At 63.6% G+C, this 17,240-nt stretch carries 18 protein-coding genes; 5 read left to right on the top strand and 13 right to left on the bottom strand.

What is annotated here, in order from left to right:
* Positions 1 to 3: 3 nt before the first annotated feature.
* Complete coding sequence (locus tag MKD49_RS15115) at positions 4 to 183, bottom strand: hypothetical protein (RefSeq protein WP_034331740.1); 180 nt, start codon at positions 181 to 183, stop codon at positions 4 to 6.
* A 167-nt stretch (positions 184 to 350) separates the two neighbouring features.
* Here MKD49_RS15115 and MKD49_RS15120 point away from each other — a divergent pair, with 167 nt between their 5' ends.
* Positions 351 to 881 (top strand): cysteine hydrolase family protein, encoded by a 531-nt coding sequence (locus MKD49_RS15120; RefSeq protein WP_252696696.1) that lies wholly within the window; start codon positions 351 to 353, stop codon positions 879 to 881.
* Positions 882 to 890: 9 nt separating this feature from the next.
* On the opposite strand, the gene MKD49_RS15125 is transcribed toward MKD49_RS15120, so the two are convergent.
* Both MKD49_RS15125 and MKD49_RS15130 read right to left on the bottom strand, forming a co-directional pair.
* Positions 891 to 2,177, bottom strand: coding sequence for an FAD-binding oxidoreductase (locus tag MKD49_RS15125; RefSeq protein WP_204726816.1), 1,287 nt, complete (start codon positions 2,175 to 2,177; stop codon positions 891 to 893).
* Between the two features lie 119 nt (positions 2,178 to 2,296).
* Positions 2,297 to 3,967 (bottom strand): phosphoethanolamine transferase, encoded by a 1,671-nt coding sequence (locus MKD49_RS15130; RefSeq protein ID WP_252696697.1) that lies wholly within the window; start codon positions 3,965 to 3,967, stop codon positions 2,297 to 2,299.
* Positions 3,968 to 4,196: 229 nt separating this feature from the next.
* Between MKD49_RS15130 and MKD49_RS15135 the strand changes: the two genes are divergently transcribed.
* Complete coding sequence (locus MKD49_RS15135; protein WP_034331743.1) at positions 4,197 to 4,835, top strand: cysteine hydrolase family protein; 639 nt, start codon at positions 4,197 to 4,199, stop codon at positions 4,833 to 4,835.
* 122 nt (positions 4,836 to 4,957) lie between these two features.
* On the opposite strand, the gene MKD49_RS15140 is transcribed toward MKD49_RS15135, so the two are convergent.
* Both MKD49_RS15140 and MKD49_RS15145 read right to left on the bottom strand, forming a co-directional pair.
* The gene (locus tag MKD49_RS15140) at positions 4,958 to 5,794 is read right to left on the bottom strand and encodes an amidohydrolase (RefSeq protein ID WP_204726813.1); all 837 of its coding nucleotides are present in this window, start codon (positions 5,792 to 5,794) and stop codon (positions 4,958 to 4,960) included.
* The gene (locus MKD49_RS15145) at positions 5,791 to 7,032 is read right to left on the bottom strand and encodes an MFS transporter (RefSeq protein ID WP_034331744.1); all 1,242 of its coding nucleotides are present in this window, start codon (positions 7,030 to 7,032) and stop codon (positions 5,791 to 5,793) included. Before MKD49_RS15145 ends, MKD49_RS15140 begins: the two co-directional genes overlap by 4 nt.
* A 367-nt stretch (positions 7,033 to 7,399) precedes the next feature.
* On the opposite strand from MKD49_RS15145, the gene MKD49_RS15150 reads away from it, so the two are divergent.
* Positions 7,400 to 8,134: a GntR family transcriptional regulator gene (locus tag MKD49_RS15150; protein WP_034331745.1), complete on the top strand. Its 735-nt coding sequence runs from the start codon at positions 7,400 to 7,402 to the stop codon at positions 8,132 to 8,134.
* A 56-nt stretch (positions 8,135 to 8,190) separates the two neighbouring features.
* Here the strand turns inward: MKD49_RS15150 and MKD49_RS15155 are convergent, their stop codons facing one another.
* Together MKD49_RS15155 and MKD49_RS15160 are read right to left on the bottom strand one after the other, a co-directional pair.
* Entirely contained in the window at positions 8,191 to 8,673 is a 483-nt protein-coding gene (locus MKD49_RS15155; RefSeq protein WP_371925472.1) for a type II TA system antitoxin MqsA family protein, read from the bottom strand.
* A 1-nt stretch (position 8,674) separates the two neighbouring features.
* Positions 8,675 to 8,971 (bottom strand): type II toxin-antitoxin system MqsR family toxin, encoded by a 297-nt coding sequence (locus tag MKD49_RS15160; RefSeq protein WP_034331747.1) that lies wholly within the window; start codon positions 8,969 to 8,971, stop codon positions 8,675 to 8,677.
* A 434-nt stretch (positions 8,972 to 9,405) separates the two neighbouring features.
* On the opposite strand from MKD49_RS15160, the gene yfcF reads away from it, so the two are divergent.
* Positions 9,406 to 10,056, top strand: a complete 651-nt coding sequence (gene yfcF / locus MKD49_RS15165; protein ID WP_252696698.1) for a glutathione transferase — start codon at positions 9,406 to 9,408, stop codon at positions 10,054 to 10,056.
* A gap of 94 nt (positions 10,057 to 10,150) precedes the next feature.
* Here the strand turns inward: yfcF and MKD49_RS15170 are convergent, their stop codons facing one another.
* The gene (locus tag MKD49_RS15170) at positions 10,151 to 11,407 is read right to left on the bottom strand and encodes an MFS transporter (RefSeq protein WP_034331750.1); all 1,257 of its coding nucleotides are present in this window, start codon (positions 11,405 to 11,407) and stop codon (positions 10,151 to 10,153) included.
* A 448-nt stretch (positions 11,408 to 11,855) separates the two neighbouring features.
* On the opposite strand from MKD49_RS15170, the gene MKD49_RS15175 reads away from it, so the two are divergent.
* Positions 11,856 to 12,578 carry a FadR/GntR family transcriptional regulator gene (locus MKD49_RS15175; protein ID WP_209534022.1) on the top strand — a complete coding sequence of 241 codons (723 nt, stop codon included), beginning with the start codon at positions 11,856 to 11,858 and terminating at the stop codon, positions 12,576 to 12,578.
* A 64-nt stretch (positions 12,579 to 12,642) separates the two neighbouring features.
* On the opposite strand, the gene MKD49_RS15180 is transcribed toward MKD49_RS15175, so the two are convergent.
* The 5 genes from MKD49_RS15180 to MKD49_RS15200 form a co-directional block, all read right to left on the bottom strand.
* On the bottom strand, positions 12,643 to 13,446 hold the full coding sequence (locus tag MKD49_RS15180) for a transporter substrate-binding domain-containing protein (protein WP_121041157.1): 804 nt from the start codon (positions 13,444 to 13,446) through the stop codon (positions 12,643 to 12,645).
* A 51-nt stretch (positions 13,447 to 13,497) separates the two neighbouring features.
* Entirely contained in the window at positions 13,498 to 14,292 is a 795-nt protein-coding gene (locus MKD49_RS15185; RefSeq protein ID WP_209569510.1) for an amino acid ABC transporter ATP-binding protein, read from the bottom strand.
* Positions 14,276 to 14,929 (bottom strand): amino acid ABC transporter permease, encoded by a 654-nt coding sequence (locus MKD49_RS15190; RefSeq protein ID WP_121041161.1) that lies wholly within the window; start codon positions 14,927 to 14,929, stop codon positions 14,276 to 14,278. The genes MKD49_RS15185 and MKD49_RS15190 overlap by 17 nt, the downstream gene beginning before the upstream one ends.
* Positions 14,926 to 15,759 carry an amino acid ABC transporter permease gene (locus MKD49_RS15195; protein WP_252696699.1) on the bottom strand — a complete coding sequence of 278 codons (834 nt, stop codon included), beginning with the start codon at positions 15,757 to 15,759 and terminating at the stop codon, positions 14,926 to 14,928. The genes MKD49_RS15190 and MKD49_RS15195 overlap by 4 nt, the downstream gene beginning before the upstream one ends.
* A gap of 247 nt (positions 15,760 to 16,006) precedes the next feature.
* Positions 16,007 to 16,861 carry an NAD(P)-dependent oxidoreductase gene (locus MKD49_RS15200; RefSeq protein WP_121041165.1) on the bottom strand — a complete coding sequence of 285 codons (855 nt, stop codon included), beginning with the start codon at positions 16,859 to 16,861 and terminating at the stop codon, positions 16,007 to 16,009.
* Positions 16,862 to 17,240 lie beyond the last annotated feature (379 nt).

Genomic DNA, 17,240 nt, shown 5'->3' on the forward strand with positions numbered 1-17,240 from the left:
GGCTTACTTCGCAGGCGGCGTGATGCAGAAGTCCAGCATGCCGAACGGCGTGCGGCCTTCACCGGTAGCCCATACCCACACGGCCCAGCACAGCAGGCCGCACACCAGCAGCAGGGCCAGCAGGATGTGCAGTCCGGATGCCTTGCGCAGGAAGCCTTCGACGCGGTCAAACAGGGCAGTCATGGGAATAGATGCAGAAATGGAATAACTCGGAGTACCCCATTGTAGCGAAGCCCCCGGACCGATGAAATGGGACAAATTGCCGCAGTGTCAGGCTGGCAATATCCTTGCGGGGCCGCTTGGCCGGGGCTCTGTTACCCTAGCGCATTCTTCTCAACGCGTTCGCCACCATGACCACTGCCCTGCTCATCATCGACGTCCAGCAAGCCCTGTGCACCGGCCCTGAAGCCGTCGACAACGGCGACACCACAATCGCCAACATCAACCTGCTCTCGGCCCATGCACGTGCGGCAGGCGCACCGGTGATCTTCGTGCAGCACGAAGATAGCGGCAGCTTGCAGCACGACAGTGCCGGATGGCAACTTGCGGACGGTCTGCATCATCAGGCCGATGACCTCTACCTGCGCAAGCGCGGCTCGGACGCCTTCCACCAGACGGCCCTGGAATCGCAGCTGCGCGAACGTGGCGTGACACGATTGGTGATCTGCGGCATGCAGACCGAGTTCTGCGTGGAATCCACCGTGCGTCGCGCACTGGCGCTGGGCTTTCCGGTAACGCTGGCGGCAGGGGCACACACCACCGCACCGAACGGTGTGTTACCGGTGGATCAGGTGGTGGCCCATCATCAGGCCACGCTGGCCAATCTGGGGGCGTATGGCGTGCGCACCACCATCGCGGCAGCCGCCGATATCGCTTTCTGAGGCAGGCCCTCAGAAGCGCTGCGGACTGAACGGTGCCAGATCGATTTCCGGCACCTCCCCCGCCAGCAACTGCGCGGCGATGCGTCCGGTGCGTGCCGAGCAACCCAGGCCGATGTGGCCGTGGCCATAGGCATGGATGATGTCGGCACTGGCGCTGGCCGGTCCGATGCAGGGCATGCCGTCGGGCGTGCTGGGGCGGCGGCCCAGCCAGTATTTCACGTCCTCCGCCGGCAGCGTGCGCGGCAGGCCGGGGAAGAGTTTCAGGGCGATGTCGCGCATGATCTCGCCGCGCCGCCAGTCCGGTGCCGCCTCGAAGGAGGCGAATTCGACCTGGCCAGCGATGCGCAAGCCGGTTTCCATCTGCGTGGCGATGACCTTGAATTCGGACACCATCATCGGCGTGCGCGCTCGCGCCTCCTGGTCGTGCCCGCCAATGACGGCGTGATAGCCGCGCTCGCTCTCCAGCTGCACCTGATCGCCAGCGGCAGCCGCCAGCGCCTTTGAGCGTGCACCGGCGCAGATGACGGCGGCATCGCAGGCGATCTCGCCCTGTTCGGTCAGCACGGCCTTCAAGCGTCCCTGCTCCACGCGGAAACCCGTGGCCCGGCCCTCGACGCGGCTTGCACCGCGTGCCAGGGCATGCGCCTGCAAGGCCTGCAGATACGCCGCAGGATTGCGGCAATGACCGGCCTCGTCGACCTGGACCGCAAAGCCGAAGGCCGGATCCAGATCCGGTTCGCGTTCACGCAGTGCCGCGCCTTCCACCTCCTGCCACTGGATGCCCAGCTCGCGACGCACACCCCAGCCGAACGCATCATTGTCGAAATGCTGGCGCGAACGGTAGACATGCAGCACCCCCGAGGTATCGATCAGGTGCGCCACACCGGCGCGCTGCGCCACCTCCAGATGCAGGCGGCGGGCATCGGCCACCAGCGTGCGCAAGGCGCGTGCGGTGGCGCGGATGCGATCACGGCGCGCGCTGGCAAGGTTGCGCAGCAGCCAGGGCGTCAGGCGCGGCAGGTAGCGCCAGCGGATCGACAGGGGACCGAGCGGATCCATCAGATAGCCGGGGACTTTCTTCCACATCCCCGGCTCCACCGGCGGGATCACCGAATGCGAGGAGAGCCAGCCGGCATTGCCATAGCTGGACGCCTCCTCGCTGCCGGCCGGATTGAAATCCAGCAGGGTCACCTGCAAGCCCTGGTCCAGCGCGTGGATGGCAGTCATGAGACCGACGGCACCGGTGCCGATGATCACGGCGTGGCGGGGAAAGACAATGGCGGAGGAAGTGGACATGGCGGGATGTGCGATGCAAAGCAGCATGATACGAGAACCGCGCGCGTCCGTCAGGATCGCGCATGGCGCGTCCTGCGGCTTCGCTCGGCTCCATCACGGATCACGCTTCTCCAACGCGATCAGGGAGTCTGGTTGTAGGTCACCGTGCGCGGCAGATAAGGCTGGCCATTGATGCGCCGCCGCTGATGGAAATTGCCGCTGCCGAACTGCTCGCTGAGGATGTCGTGGCGCGCGTCGTAGTAGCGTGACTGCACGCCCAGCAGGCCCATGATGGTGTGCTCCAGCTGGTCGGTCTGGTAAGGCCGGTATTCGAGCCGGGCTTTGTCCTCCGGGCTCTTGCCGGTGAAGGAGCGGGTCCATGCCAGCATCGGAATTTCATAGCCGGTGGCGTCGCTCACCGACTGGCCGGCGTGATTGCGCGTGTGGCCCACCTCCTGCGCGTGGTCGGAACTGAAGAGCAGGCTGGCATGGTCCTGCCGTGCCGCGTTCATGGTGAGCTTCAGCATGCTGCCGACCACGTAGTCGTTGTAGGCCATGGCGTTGTCGTACTCATTGCGCAGCTGGCGTATCCACGCTGAGCGGTCGGCGTCCTCCAGCTTTTCGGTCACGCCGTCGCGCACGGTATCGAAGCGGGCGTACTGGCTGGGGTAGCGCATGTCATAGGTAGGATGCGCGCCCAGCAGGTGCACCACGATCAGCTTCTTCGGGGACGGGTCGTGCAAGGCAGTGTCCAGCGCCGGCAGCAGGTTGCCGTCGAAATTGTTTTCGCCGCGCCCGGCTCCCTTGTTGATGAACACCTGCTCGTCGGCCCGGCGCGAGACCAGGCCCAGCCAGCCATCGTTGGGCGGCTGGTTGGACAGCCAGTGAATCCGGAATCCTGCCTCGCGCGCCAGCATCAGCACGTCCGGCTTGCGGTTCCAGGCCTGCGGATCGTTGAGGTCGGCCGGCGTGAGCATCTTCATCAGCGAGGCCATGGTGGCGGGTTCCGACGAGACCACGTCGCGGAACACGATGAGCTCCTTGCGCATCGCTTCCAGCGTCGGCGAGGTATGGCGCTCATAGCCATACAACGACATGTTGGCGCGATTGAGACTCTCGCCGATGATCCACACCACGGTGTTGCGCTCCGGTCCGGCATAGCGCACCTGCCAGTCGGAGCGATGCGCCATGTTGCGCGCCACATCCGCTTCCATGCTGGCGGCCTGGGCCAGTTGCTCGCGATAGTCGAGATAACGGATGGGCCAGAACAGCAGCGGATTTTCCTTGGCCATGGTGGGATTGAAATGCAGGGCCACGAACACCGCCAGCAAGCAGCCGACGGCAGCCCGCCCGCGCCAGCGCCAGGGTGTGGCGGGCTGTCCCTGCTCGCGCCGGCGCAGCCAGCGCTCGCCCAGCCACAGTCCGGTCCACGCCAGCAGCAGCAGGCCCAGCGCCTCGGCCAGGTCGCGGCCATTGTGGCGGAAGAACTCGCTGCTCTCGGCCGGGTTGGTATTGAAGATGGCTTGCAGCACCAGGATGGGATTGGGGCGCAGGCCGAAATAGTCGCGCAGGAAACCCTTGATGGCGGCATCCAGGAAGAATACGCCGATGATCACCAGCGCCGCGCGCGAGAACCAGCGTGGGCGTTCGCGCCTCCACGGCAAGACCAGAAACACGCCGGCGATGCCGGGCAAGGCGGTGGCCATGAGCACGCTGCTCTTGGCCAGTTCGTTGGCGCTGATGCGATCCAGTGCCCAGAAGAAAACCAGGCCGATGAGGCCCAAACCAAGTCGCTTGACCAGTTTTTCCAATGCTGTCTTTCCGCCGCCCCGCCCGGCAAAATTTTGTTCTGAAGAAATATTGTCCGGGGCGCCGCTTCCCTGGCGGCTTGTCTCCGGCGGCGCGGACGCTTTGTCCGGCCTGCGCGATAGGACAAGCTCGGCGATAATTTGTTTCCGCGCGGCGGGCCAAGTATGGCACCGTGCAGGAAAATGACCAACAATACCGACTCCCCGGGCCCCTGCTTCTGAAAGGAACACCATGCGACTCTTCTCTCACGCCATCCTGGCCGCCCTCATCGGCCTGTCGGCCAGCCTTGCAGTCTCCGCCCCGGCGGCAGCCCAGGGCGTCTATGACGAATGGTCGACGGTGAAGGCACCGGCCGCGCCGGCACTGTCGCACGTAGTCATCGACCCGGCCACCACCGCCGTGCTGGTGCTCGACATCGCGCGCCAGACCTGTCATCCAGACAGCCGACCGCGCTGCGTGGCAATGTTGCCGCGCGTGGCCAGGCTGCTGGCCATGGCACGCGAGAAGAAGGTCCCTGTGATCTATACCCTGGGCGGCAACAGCACGCCGGCCGACATCTGGCCCGAAGCGGCCATGCAGGGCGGTGAGCCGCTGTTCAAGTCGGGCCCGGACAAGTTCATCAATACCGAGCTGGAAAAGTTGCTGCGCGAGAAAGGCATCAAGACCGTGATCTGCATCGGTGCGGCGGCCCACGGCGCGGTGCTGCATACGGCGGCCAGCGCAGCCTTCCGTGGTTTTGACGTGGTGGTGCCGGTGGACCTGATGGCCTCCGACACCGCCTATGCCGAGCAATACACGGCATGGCACCTGGTCAATGCGCCCCGTCTCGGTGAGCGCGTCAAACTGACGCAGCTGAGCTGGATCGAGTGAGGCGGAGGTGACATCATCCGCTGCGCAACAAGTGCAGCGAATGCATCAATGCGGGGATCTGATGCAGGCCATGCATCAATCCCCGGAGGGATTATCTGCTTTCCTGTGCGCGTGGCACGGGCTCAGGCGAACTGGAACAGTTGCGCCGCCGTCTCGCCGGTGATGCAACGGCGATCGGCCTCGTCACTCACCAGACTTTCAAAACGCCGCCAGCTGTCGGCATAGCTGGTCATGCTCTCATGCTGGGTGTGCGGCCAGTCGCTGCCCCACAGCAGGCGATCCGGTCCGAAGTGCTGGCGCAGCAGCGGCCAGGCCTGGCCAGCGAAACGGGCACCGCCCTCGCTGCCGCCGTTGCGATACTGCGCCGACAATTTCACCCACACCTGGCGCGAAGGGCCGGTGGAGAGCAGGTAGCGGAAACCCGGGTCATCCACGCCCAGTGCCGCGTCGACCCGCCCGAAGTGATCGACCACGACCTTCAATCCCAGTGCCAGCAAGGGTTCCAGCACCCGTGGCAAATCTGCGGCCTCGCGATGAATCTCTACCTGCCAGCCCAGTGCCGCAATGCGCGTGAGCGTGTCGCGCCACGCGCCGCCGAAATCCGGCAGCGGCGCGCCCCCCACCAGGTTGAAGCGCACGCCAACCACGCCGCCCTGCTGCAAGGCCTGCAATTGCGCGTCGTCGATATCGGCATCGACCATGGCGATGCCGCGCAGGCGCTGCGGAGCGCGAGCGATGGCCTGCAACAGGTAGCCGTTGTCGCTGCCCAGGAAGCTCGGTTGCACCAGCACGCCATGACTCATGCCATGCGCATCCAGCTGCGCCAGGTACTCCTCGACGGTCACGTCGTAAGCGGGCGTGTAACGGCGCACGTCGGCCATCGGCAGGCCACGCGCAAAAACGTGCGCGTGGGTATCGATGCGCAATGCGGGCGCGGTCACGGTGGCGGTCTTGCTCATGCGCCGGTTTCCATCTGGCGTCCCTTGGTCTCGGGCAGCATCAGCACGGCGATCACCACCAGCGAATAGGCGATGGCGGCATCGATGCCGATGGCCTGGCCCAGCGGCATGGAGTCGCTCATGTGCCCGACCAGCACCGGGAAGCCGGCCGAGGCCACGCGTCCGAAGTTGTAGCAGAAGCCCACGCCGGTGCCGCGAATGCCGCTCGGATACAGCTCATTGAAGAGCGCGCCGAGACTGGCCGGGATGCCGGCCGCGAAGAAGCCCAGCGGGAAGCCGCAGATCAGCATCTGGGTATCGGTCAGCGGCAGGAAGATGTAGCACAGCACGGTCGCCACGCAGCACAGTGCGAACGACGCCACGGTGCGGCGGCGGCCGATGCGGTCCAGCAATTGCGCACTGGCGATGCAGCCACACCAGAAGGCGATGATGATGACGGCCAGATAACCGCCGGTAGACAGGACCGACAGGTGCTTCTCGGTTTTCAGATAAGTCGGCAGCCAGGTCATCAGCGCATAGTAGCCACCGTGTGCGCCCACGCCGAGCAGACTGCCGATGAGGGTCAGGCGCAGCACGTCGGGACGGAAGATGCCCAGCAGCGTACTGGCCGCAGGCTTGCTGGTGGCAGCCTTGCGGCCGGCCAGGAAGGCATCGGTCTCGGACACCGAACGGCGCACGTAGACCACCAGCAACGCGGGCAGCAGGCCGATGACGAACATCACGCGCCAGGCCATTTCCTGCGGCAGCATCGTGAACAGCACCGAGAACAGCAGCACCGCACCGCCCCAGCCCACGGCCCAGGCGCTCTGCACGGTACCCATGGCGCGACCGCGATGTTCGGCGCGGATGGTCTCGGCCATCAGCACCGCACCGGCCGCCCATTCACCGCCGAAACCGAAGCCCTGCAGGGCTTTGAGCACCAGCAGCTGCGGATAGCTTTGGGCGAAGGCGCTCAGGAAAGTGAAGAAGGAAAACCAGATGATGGTGATCTGCAGCGTCTTGACGCGCCCGTAGCGGTCCGACAGGGCGCCGGCGAACCAGCCGCCGATGGCCGAGGCCACCAGCGTGGCACCGCTGATCATGCCGGCGTCCGCCTTGGAGAGCGAGAAGGCCGCGATCAGCGCGGGGATGGCCAGGCTGAACATCTGCACGTCCAGCGCATCCAGTGCCCACCCGCTGAAGCAGGCCCAGAAAGTCTTGCGTTCCTTGGCAGTGACCTGCCGATACCATGAAAACATTGTCTCTTCCTCTATGCCGAAGGCGCGCTACCTCGGGCTTCCCCGTCCGGCCGCCAGGGCAGTGCCGGAACGTGATGCAAGCACGATGGTGGCGCGTAGCTGATTGATATATTTAGTGGACTACTCATATAGTCATCTATATGAGTTAACGGAAGATAACACAGCCGGGGTGACTCAACAATCCTCCTGAATCCTGATCACTGCGGCGAGCGATGAAACCTTGTGGCGCTCAGGGTTGCATCATCGGTGGACAAGGACGGCGGCGCACTGCCGTCCACCTGCGTGCGGTACGATGCACCCTGTCATTGTGGGCGGGCCCGGCCCCGGGTAGACTGAGCACTTTCTCTTTTGCAAGGCAAGTTTCAGCATGCTTGACCAGACCGCCGCCGATGCGCGCCTGCCGCTCTATCTCCAGTTGCGTGACCAGCTCGCGGCGCAGATCCGCGCCCAGAAATGGCAACCGGGACAAGCCATCCCGTCCGAAGCCGAATTGAGCCAGACCTATCAGGTGGCCGTGGGTACGGTGCGCCGCGCGGTCGAGACGCTGATGAGCGAAGGCCTGGTGGAACGCACGCACGGGCGTGGCACCTTCGTGCGCAAGGCGCGTTTCGACAATTCGCTGTTCCGCTTCTTCCGCTTCGAATCGGCCGATGGCCGCCCGCTGCAGCCGACCAGCGTGATCGTCAGCCGCAAGGTCATCGAGGCACCGCGTCAGGTGGCCGAGGCCTTGCACCTGAAGACGCACGCCCGGGTGATCGAACTGCTGCGCCTGCGCAAGGTGGATGGACAACCGGTGCTGGCCGAGAACATCTACCTGTGTGCCCAACGCTTCAAGGCGCTGGCGGGGAAGGCACCGGAGGATTTCGGCGATCTGCTGTATCCCCTGTATGAGCGCGAATGCGGGCTCATCGTCGCCTCGGCGCGTGAAACACTGACGGTGGAAACGGTGACGGCGGCGCAGGCCAAGCTGCTGGGACTCAAGGAAAAGACGCCGGTAGTGGTGATCGAACGCATCGCCTTCGGCTCGGATGGTGCGCCGCTGGAGTGGCGACAATCGCGTGGGGCGGGGAGCAAGTTCAGGTATAGCGCGGAGATTCGCTGAGTGGACGCACGCGCGAATCGGACTACGAGGGAGGTTGGCGATCCCTCCCGTGGGTTTCACTTGGGGGGCCTGCGCGCACGCACGGGCCTGGCTGGTTCCTGAATGGAGAACGCCGAACCAGCGTGCGACGCGCGGGTTGGTTCATTGCGCAGCTCACGCAGCAGACCCGGATGATTGCGCAGCAGTCGCAGCAGCAGCACCAACGCACGAGGCGGCTTGATCTTGCCGGCCTCGTAGCGATTGAAGGCATTGACGCCCCCGCCGAACAACAAACTGGCCTCGCGCTGGCCCAGGTGCAATGCCTGGCGCGCAGCAATGATTTCCTCCGGATCGATCAGTCCCGCATTGACCGTCTTGTTGAAGGCCAGGGCTTCAGCCGAGATCCGTTCTTCTTCGCCCGGATCCGGCAGGCATTCGCCGCAACGCGGGCAGTGCTGGCCGCTGACGGCAGCAATGACCGTGGTTTCGCCTTTGTAGGCATACGGCAGGTCACGCGTGTCGCGCACCAGCACAGCACCTCCGCATTGGGGGCATTTCATGTCATTTCTCCTTGAAGGATACGATCAGCACATCATCGACCACGGTCAGCTTGAGATAGAGCACGCCGTGCCGTGTCGACGGGCGGTAAACGTCCTGCCAGATGCGATGATCGTCGTGCGTGGTCATGCTCTTGTAGAAGTCACGCTTGCCCAGACTGGCCACGATGGCTACCATCCCCATCTCGTCGATACCCATGGCTGCAGCCCCCAGCAGTGCCGACGCCGTCTTGCGCACCCGCCCTTGGCGAACCAGTGAATGAACGACTTCCAGCTTGCAGTGGGGAGTGTGCTTTTCCATTTGCATTGTAACCATCTTGGTTATGATCGCCAAGCTGGTGATAGCGAAGAGGTTTGAGAAACGAGAGTAAATTCGATCACCGGGTGCGGCGGATGCCCGATGCGAAACCGCGATTCTGAAACGCACTCTGTGGTTTTGATGCACACGGACGGAAATGTCGCGTGAAACTCGTTTACTATCGTCGCTCAGCCCATCACTTCCCACACCATGCAACTGAAGCGATCCCTCATCCAGACACGCGCTGCCCTTCCGGCGGCCGGTGTCTGCCTGCGCGGGCTGAACACCAAAAAACGGCATCTCCGCTGACGGGGATGTCACGTCCCGTCCGGCGGATCGCCTGGCGGGACTGGATCGCAACATCACCCTTCTTTCAGACCTCGCCCGGCGCACTGCCGGCGGAACGGCTTTCTTCAACCGTTCTTCATGAGGTACATATGCAAACTGATCGTCACCCGTCCGCTCTGCAACTCCACATCGACGCCCAATACGCCAGCCCCTATGCCATGTCGGTCTTCGTCGCCCTGCGCGAAAAGGCCTTGCCCTTCGATCTGCACACCGTCGACCTCGACGCTGCCGCCCATCATGATCCCGCCTATGCCGCGCTGTCCCTGACGGCGCGCGTGCCGACGCTGCAGCATGGCGAGCTGGCACTGTCCGAATCCTCGGCCATCACGGAATATCTGGAAGACGTCTTCGACGGTGCCCCGCTCTATCCTTCCGATCCAGCCGCGCGCGCACGCGCACGCCAGGTGCAAGCCTGGCTGCGCAGCGACCTGATGCCCATCCGCGAAGAACGCAATACGCAAGTGCTCTTCTATGCCGCCCGCAAGCCGCCCCTGTCCGCGCAGGCAGAGGCCGCAGCACAGCGGCTGTTCCGTTTCGCGGACGCCCTGCTGCCGCAGGGAGCAGACCATCTCTTCGGCCAGTGGTGCATCGCCGATACCGACCTGACGCTGATGATCAATCGTCTCGCCCTGCATGGCGATCCTGTACCACCGCGTCTGGCCGCCTATGCCAAGGCACAATGGCAGCGGTCCACGGTGCAGGAGTGGGTGGCCCTGCAGCGCCCGCCGCTGACGGCATGAACGATATCGGGCGTCACTGATCCGTGATCCCCAATGAAAAAAGGGCGGCGTCCCAAGACGCCGCCCCCTCATGCACTCTTGCGAATGACGACAATCAGGCAATCGCCTCCGGACGCGGACGGGCAATCGCAAACACCACCGCCACGGCCACCAGGTCGAACGCGGCCAGCAACACGAACAAGGGACCATAGCCAATCTGCGTGACCAGGATGCCGAAGAGCAGCGTGAACAGCGTCGCCCCCAGGTAGCCGCTCATGCCGGTCAGGCCGGTGGCAGTGGCCACCTGATTCTTGGTGAACACATCGGAAGTGATCGAATACAACGCGCCCGACAGCGTCTGGTGCGCAAAGCCGCCGATGGAGAGCAAGGCAATGGCCACATACGGACTATCGACGAAGCCCACGCAAGCCGGCCCGATCATGGCCAGACTGCCCACCAGCATCACCAGCTTGCGCGAAGTGAACAGCGACACATTCAAATGCTTGTGGAAGAACGGGCTCAGGTAGCCGCCCAGTACGCAACCGATGTCCGCCGCCAGGAAAGGCAGCCAGGCGAACATGGCGATTTCCTTGATGTTCATGTGGCGCTCGGTGGCCATGTACAGCGGGATCCAGGCATTGAAGGTCTGCCACGCCGGTTCCGACAGGAAGCGCGGAATGGCGATCGACCAGAAGTTCTGGCTGCGCACGATCTTGGTCCAGCTTTCACGCACGACTTTTTCAGGCGTCTTTTCCTGGCCGTCGAGGATGTAGTCGCGCTCTTCCGGCGAGAGCAGCTTCTGGTCACGCGGGCTCTTGTAGAACAGCATCCACAGGAAGAACCACAACACGCCCAGCACGCCCACCACCACGAAGGACATCTTCCAGCCGCCATGCAGGATGGTCCACACCACCAGGGGCGGTGCGCACAGCGCGCCAATCGAGGAACCGATGTTGAACCAGCCGATGGCCACCGACCGTTCCTTGGCCGGGAACCACTCGGTGGAAGCCTTCACGCCACCGGGAATGCCGGCCGCTTCAGTCATGCCCAGCAGCGCGCGGAAGAAGGCCAGGCTCTGCCAGCCGGTCGCCAGTGCAGCCGCCGCGCACACCAGCGACCAGGCCAGGGCGAAGATGCCGAAGCCGATCTTGGTGCCCACCGCGTCGAGAACGTAGCCGGCCACCGGCTGCATGACCGCATAGCAGATCTGCCACGCCACCACGATGTAGGAGTACTGCTGGGTACTCATGTCCAGCTCTTTCATCATGGTCGGGGCGGCCACCGACAGCGTGTTGCGGGCCAGGTAATTGACGATCAGGGCCAGGGTGACCAGCGTCACCATGTACCAGCGGATTCCTCTTACGTACTTCATGGCGTCTCCAAAATGGATAGTTCTTCAAAGGGCAGGCAATGCGCGGCTCGTCGCCCCGGGGCCCGTTTGTGCGCCCGCTCTCGCGGTGGATGGCGCACAGCCGTCATCCCCCGGCGGCACAGGGCCGCCTGGGCTCAGGCAGATCGGGAATGCATGCCTGTCTCCAGATGAAGTTTTCTTATCTTTTTTATCATTTGATTTATACGATGTCGTATAAGTTGAGCTGCGATTAGTCGGACTAATTCTTCATGCAGGTGGACAACTCTAATGATCGCGGCTCCGGAAGTCAACCGAATTAAATGCAGATTCCTTCACGGAAACGGCTTTGCAGGCCGATTTCAGGGGGATGAGGTGAATCTTCCCGCGCGCCGGGCAGCCCAGGCTTGCGCCCCGGCGCAGAACCCTTCATAGTGACCGCAGACGAACTTCCCGGCAGCAGTCATCGTACATGTCAGCATTCCACCCGCCCTCCCCCGATTCTTCACATCGCGGCCAACTCAGCCGGTCCGAACACATCTGCAAGCAGATCATCGCGTCCATTCTGCGCGGGGAACTGGGCGAGAACCGCAAGCTGCCCACCGAAGTGGAACTGGCGCAGCGCTACGAGGCTTCCCGCACGACGGTACGGGAAGCGCTCTCGCGCCTGCGTTCGGAAGGTATCGTGGTCTCGCGCCGGGGCTCGGGCAACTATGTGCAGCGGCTGCCGGTCCTGCAAAGCAGCGCGCCGGCGCAGATTGCCAGCATTCCTGACGTGGAGCGCTATTACGCGTTTCGCGCGTGTGTGGAAGTGGGTGCGGCAGGCATTGCGGCCACGGCCCGCGAGGAAGAGGACATCGCCCTGATGCGCCATTGCCTGCAAGCGCTGCGGCGCGCGCAGCTGCAAGGCCAGACCGGCGTGGAGGAAGATCTGGCGCTGCACATGGCCATTGCCCGGGCCACCCGCAATCCCTTCTTCATCTCCACCATCGAACATGCGCTGGGCCCGATCCGCCAGTGCATGGAACTGGCGCAGAACCTGGGCTCACCGCAGGAGAGCGAGCGCATCCAGGTCATCGATGATGAACATCAGGCCATCATCGATGCCATCGCCCAAGGCTCGGCGCAAGACGCCGAGGCGGCCATGCGCGCCCATATCGGGCATGCACGCCAGCGTATCTTCGAAGGCCGCTGAACGCTGCGCATGACGCAACAACGCCGGGCCATGCTGCACCCGGCGTGGCTGGAACAGATACGGCTTATGCGGGATTCTGCACGGCAGCCGGCAGATCGCGGCCGTGATGTTTCTTGTAGATGGCATTGAGCTTGCCATTCTTCTGGTTGGTCTTGACCCAGTTGTCGATCCATTCCTTCAGGCGTGGCTGGTTCTTGTTGATGGCGATGCCCAGGTCAAAGGCCTTCTGTTCAAATTTCATTTCCAGATTCTTGCCCGGCGCCTTCTTCTGCATCTCCTGCAGGTTGGAAGGCGTGCTGGAAAAGACTTCCACCTGGCCCGTGACCATCGAGGTGATGAGGGTGGCGTCATCCTCGTAGCGCATGATCTCCGCGCCCTTGGCGTTCTGCGTGGTCAGCGTATCGTTGGGCGTGGCGCGGGTGACGCCGATGCGCTTGCCGTTGAGGTCGGCATAGTCCTTGATGGCCATGCTTTTGGGCGCGCCGATGATGAGGCTGATGACCGCATAGGGCGTGGAGAAATCGATGACCTTCAGGCGCTCCGGCGTGATCGACAGCGAGCCCACCACGATATCGGCGCGATTGGATTGCAGGGTCGGCACCCGCGCGGCATTGGCCACCTGGATCAGGTCGAGCTGCACGCCCAGGTCCTGCGCCAGCAGGCGCGCGGCGTCGACGTCGGAGCCGGCCGGCTGCAGCTTGTCGTCGCTGTAGCCGAACAGCGGCGTGCTGGACGTGGTGGCGATGCGGATCTTGCCGGCCTTCTTGATATCGTCGAGCTGGTCGGCGTGCGCGGCATGGGAAGCGAGGCCCAGGATCAGGGCCGCAATGGCCGGGCGTGCAAGGTGGCGTAATGGGCTTAGTTTCATTTTGTGTCTCCGTTATTTTATGAATGGTCAGGTCAGGCAACAGCGTTTGCGCTACAGGTCGGCAGCCAGGAAGGCTTGCAGTTCGGGGGTGTGCGGATGGTCCAGCATGTCGCCGGGACCGACTTCCCACACTCTGCCCTGGTGCATGTAGATGATGCGGTCGGCCACCCGCTTGGCGAAGTTCATCTCGTGCGTCACCAGCAGCATGGTCATGCCATTGGCGGCCAGGTCTTCCATCACGCGCAGTACTTCGCCGGTCAGTTGCGGGTCCAGTGCCGAGGTCACTTCATCGAACAGCATCACCTTGGGCGACATCGCCAGCGAGCGCGCAATGGCCACGCGCTGCTGCTGGCCGCCCGAGAGCTGCTCGGGATAGGCATTGGCCTTTTCATCGAGCCCCACCTGCGCCAGCGCGGCCAGGGCCACGCGGCGCGCCTCGGCCTTGTCCTGCTGCTTGACGTGGCGCAGCGCCAGCATGACGTTTTCCAGCACGTTGAGATGCGGGAACAGGTTGTAGCTCTGGAACACGATGCCCACCTCGCGCCGCAGCCTGTGCAGGTCGACCTGCGGATCATCGACACGGATGCCGGCCACTTCGATGCTGCCGGAGTCAATGGTCTCCAGCCGGTCGATACAGCGCAGCGCGGTGGACTTGCCGGAACCGGAGGCGCCGATGATGGCGATCATCTCGCCGCGCGCGACTTCAAAGGACACGCCTTTCAAGACCTGGTTGTCACCGAAACTCTTGTAGACCTGGTCCAGCCGGACGATGACCGGCTGCGCTTCCTGGGACGCCGCCACGGCGCGCAGATGCGGTGCGGATTCGGGTTTAGCGATGGCTGACATTGAGCTTTCTCTCCATGGATGCGCTCCAGCGCGATAAGGGATAGCAGAGCAGGAAGTAGAAGGACCCCACCAGCAGGAACACCAGGAAGGGCTGGAAGATGGAGTTGTTGATGATCTGACCGGCCCGCGTCAGTTCGACGAAACCGATGACCGACGCCAGCGAGGTCATCTTGATCAGCTGCACCAGGAAGCCGATGGTCGGCGGCAGCGACAGCCGCGTGGCCTGCGGGATGATGACCAGGCGCAGCGTCTGCCAGCGTGTCAGCGAAAGGCACTCCGATGCTTCCCACTGCGGGCGCGGCATGGCCTCCACGCAACCGCGCCAGATGTCGCCAAGATACGCGCTGGCATAGATCATCATCGCCAGCCCCGCTGCCACCAGTGCCGGCAGCACCAGCCCGTACACCGACAAGCCGAAATAGACGATGAAGAGCAGGATCAGCAAGGGTATGCCCTGCACGCATTCGATGAAGAGGATGGCAGGCCGCCGCAGCCAGGCGCGCGGCGAGATGCGCGCCAGCATCACCAGGAATCCGCCGATGCCACCGAGCACGAAAGCCAGTAGCGACAAGACCAGGGTCCAGCCGATCGATTGCACCATGAAGAAGAAATAGGTCCAGCTGAAGTTGCCCATCATGACGTGCTCCCTTCGATGCGCAGCGAGGCCGCGGTGTTGACCGCCACCGGCCGCGAAGCGGCATGTACATAAGGCACATGGGCCAGCGGTGCCATCGCTGCCGGATCGCTGGCCGGCAGGCGCGACACCGGACTGCGCCTGCCCTGTGCAGCCGCGCGGCGCAAGGTGCGGCGGCGTTTGAAAATAGTTTCACCGATGGAATAAGCCACCAGCTTGACCAGCACGGCCAGCACCAAGTACAGGGCAGCCACCACGAGATAGGTTTCCAGTGAACGGAAGGTATCGGACTGCACGGTATTGGCGATGGCCGTCAACTCCTCGGCGGAAATCTGCGAGGCCATCGCCGAGGCCTGCATCATCAGCAGGAACTGGCTGGTCAGCGCCGGATAGACGCGCTCGATGGCCGGCTGCAGCATCACGTGCCAGCGGATGCGCCAGACCGACAGGCCCAGGCATTCGGCGGCTTCGATCTGTCCGCGCGGCACCGAATCAATGCCGGCGCGAATGATCTCGGCGGCATAGGCGGCGATGTTGATGATCATCGCCAGCACCGCTGCCGCGAAGGTCGGCATGCGGATACCAAGACTGGCCAGGCCGAAATAGAGCAGGAAGATCTGCACCAGGAACGGGGTATTGCGCACCACCTCGATGTAGCCGCTGCAGGTGCGGGCCACAACGCGATTGGGGCTGTTCTTGGCGAAGGCGACGAAGATGCCGATGGCCACGCCGACGATGACGGCCAGCGTCGTCATCTTCAGCGTCAGCCAGGCACCGTGCAGGAACACGGGCCAGTAGGGCGCCAGTGGCGTGAAGTCGAGAGAGAAGTTCATGGGCTGCCGGGTCCGTCAAGGTTTCAGGGAACCGGACATCGGTGCGGCGCGGGCGCGATCCTGCTGCGTGCGAGCGGCCCGGTGTGCCGGGTGCTGCCTTGCTGCGATTCAGGTCAAGCTGTTGCGTGCGGTGCTGCCATGCCGCGCGCTGAAGAATGGCGTGGCGCGCGGAAAATGCAATGAACTGCGGCGATGAACTACGACGGAATGCCGCGATGAAACGAGAAAACGCTGTGGATAAATTAAGTTAGTTCGCCAACGGATCAAAGGGTCCGGCAGCCGTAAAGGCGCCACCTTGCAGGGTCGCCACCGGATCATCGGCGGCCGGCTGCGGTTGCGCTTCCACCTTGGCGCGGAAGATTTCCGAACTGTCCTTGGGCGCATAGCCCAGGTGCGCGGCGTGGCGGTTGTCCCACCAGGTCTTGGCGTTGGCCGACATGCCGTAGACGATGGTGTGACCCACGCCAGGGATGAACAGCGCACGGCGCAGCAGTTGCTCGAAATCGTCCATGCTCATCCAGCTGGCCAGCATGCGGCGGTTGGTCGCTTCCGGGAAGATCGATCCGATGCGGATGCTCACCGTCTCCACGCCATAGCGGTCGAAGTAGAACTGCGCCATGTCTTCGCCATAGGACTTGGACAAGCCGTAGTAGCCATCGGGACGCTTCATGTCGTGCGCATCGATGCGCTCATCCTGGCCATAGAAACCGGTGACGTGGTTGGAGCTGGCGAAGATGACACGCTTGACGCCATGGCGGCGGGCGGCCTCGTAGATATGGAAGACGCCCTTGATGTTGGCTTCCAGGATCTCTTCGAAGGGACGCTCCACCGACACGCCACCGAGGTGGATGATGGCCTCGCAGCCTGCCACCATCGCATCGACCGCGGCGCGGTCGGCCAGGTCGCAGCCCAGCACTTCTTCATGCGCCGCCGCGGGACCCGCGGCCTCCATGGCCGCAGCCAGATCCGCTACCCGCACACGCTCGGCGAAGGATGCCAGGCGGCCACGCAATTGCCGGCCCACGCCACCGGCCGCGCCGGTCAGCAGGAGTCGGGAAAAACGGGCGGTCTGCCACGCATCACGGTCGGTGTCTGCGCTCATGCGGGCTGTCTCCTGATGGTTGCTCATCGTTGTTGTTGTCGGATCGGGTGCTGCTTTCAAAGACGGTGATGCCGGCGACTGCACTGCACCTGGACTCGCTCGGCAGATCTTGTACGTCGTCGTATCACTTGGCGGATTATTCCCGCCGGTGTACGGCTTGTCAACCAGATTAAGGGGCAAGTGATGGGTTCAGATATGAAGCTTCACGCCGGAAACACTTGCAGCAAAATATCGCCAACACACATGCATTTCACGACAAAAATACCGCAATTCACATCAACATCCACAATGGTGCGGGCAGTTCAGCGCCGACCAGAGGGATGCTGACGTGGCGGCCGATGATGACGACCCGCTGACGACCGACATCACGCCGGCGCAG

The organism is Herbaspirillum sp. WGmk3, from assembly GCF_023952535.1.
Taxonomy (GTDB): domain Bacteria; phylum Pseudomonadota; class Gammaproteobacteria; order Burkholderiales; family Burkholderiaceae_D; genus Herbaspirillum; species Herbaspirillum huttiense.

Bases quoted from the DNA above. Each gene is read 5' to 3' on its own strand.
- MKD49_RS15125 (WP_204726816.1), bottom strand. From the start codon at position 2,177: ATGTCCACTTCCTCCGCCATTGTCTTTCCCCGCCACGCCGTGATCATC.
- MKD49_RS15120 (WP_252696696.1), top strand. From the start codon at position 351: ATGACCACTGCCCTGCTCATCATCGACGTCCAGCAAGCCCTGTGCACC.
- MKD49_RS15115 (WP_034331740.1), bottom strand. From the start codon at position 183: ATGACTGCCCTGTTTGACCGCGTCGAAGGCTTCCTGCGCAAGGCATCC.
- MKD49_RS15175 (WP_209534022.1), top strand. From the start codon at position 11,856: ATGTCAGCATTCCACCCGCCCTCCCCCGATTCTTCACATCGCGGCCAA.
- MKD49_RS15180 (WP_121041157.1), bottom strand. From the start codon at position 13,446: ATGAAACTAAGCCCATTACGCCACCTTGCACGCCCGGCCATTGCGGCC.
- MKD49_RS15195 (WP_252696699.1), bottom strand. From the start codon at position 15,759: ATGAACTTCTCTCTCGACTTCACGCCACTGGCGCCCTACTGGCCCGTG.
- MKD49_RS15160 (WP_034331747.1), bottom strand. From the start codon at position 8,971: ATGGAAAAGCACACTCCCCACTGCAAGCTGGAAGTCGTTCATTCACTG.
- MKD49_RS15200 (WP_121041165.1), bottom strand. From the start codon at position 16,861: ATGAGCGCAGACACCGACCGTGATGCGTGGCAGACCGCCCGTTTTTCC.
- MKD49_RS15135 (WP_034331743.1), top strand. From the start codon at position 4,197: ATGCGACTCTTCTCTCACGCCATCCTGGCCGCCCTCATCGGCCTGTCG.
- MKD49_RS15170 (WP_034331750.1), bottom strand. From the start codon at position 11,407: ATGAAGTACGTAAGAGGAATCCGCTGGTACATGGTGACGCTGGTCACC.
- MKD49_RS15155 (WP_371925472.1), bottom strand. From the start codon at position 8,673: ATGAAATGCCCCCAATGCGGAGGTGCTGTGCTGGTGCGCGACACGCGT.
- MKD49_RS15150 (WP_034331745.1), top strand. From the start codon at position 7,400: ATGCTTGACCAGACCGCCGCCGATGCGCGCCTGCCGCTCTATCTCCAG.
- MKD49_RS15190 (WP_121041161.1), bottom strand. From the start codon at position 14,929: ATGATGGGCAACTTCAGCTGGACCTATTTCTTCTTCATGGTGCAATCG.
- MKD49_RS15140 (WP_204726813.1), bottom strand. From the start codon at position 5,794: ATGAGCAAGACCGCCACCGTGACCGCGCCCGCATTGCGCATCGATACC.
- MKD49_RS15185 (WP_209569510.1), bottom strand. From the start codon at position 14,292: ATGTCAGCCATCGCTAAACCCGAATCCGCACCGCATCTGCGCGCCGTG.
- yfcF (WP_252696698.1), top strand. From the start codon at position 9,406: ATGCAAACTGATCGTCACCCGTCCGCTCTGCAACTCCACATCGACGCC.
- MKD49_RS15145 (WP_034331744.1), bottom strand. From the start codon at position 7,032: ATGTTTTCATGGTATCGGCAGGTCACTGCCAAGGAACGCAAGACTTTC.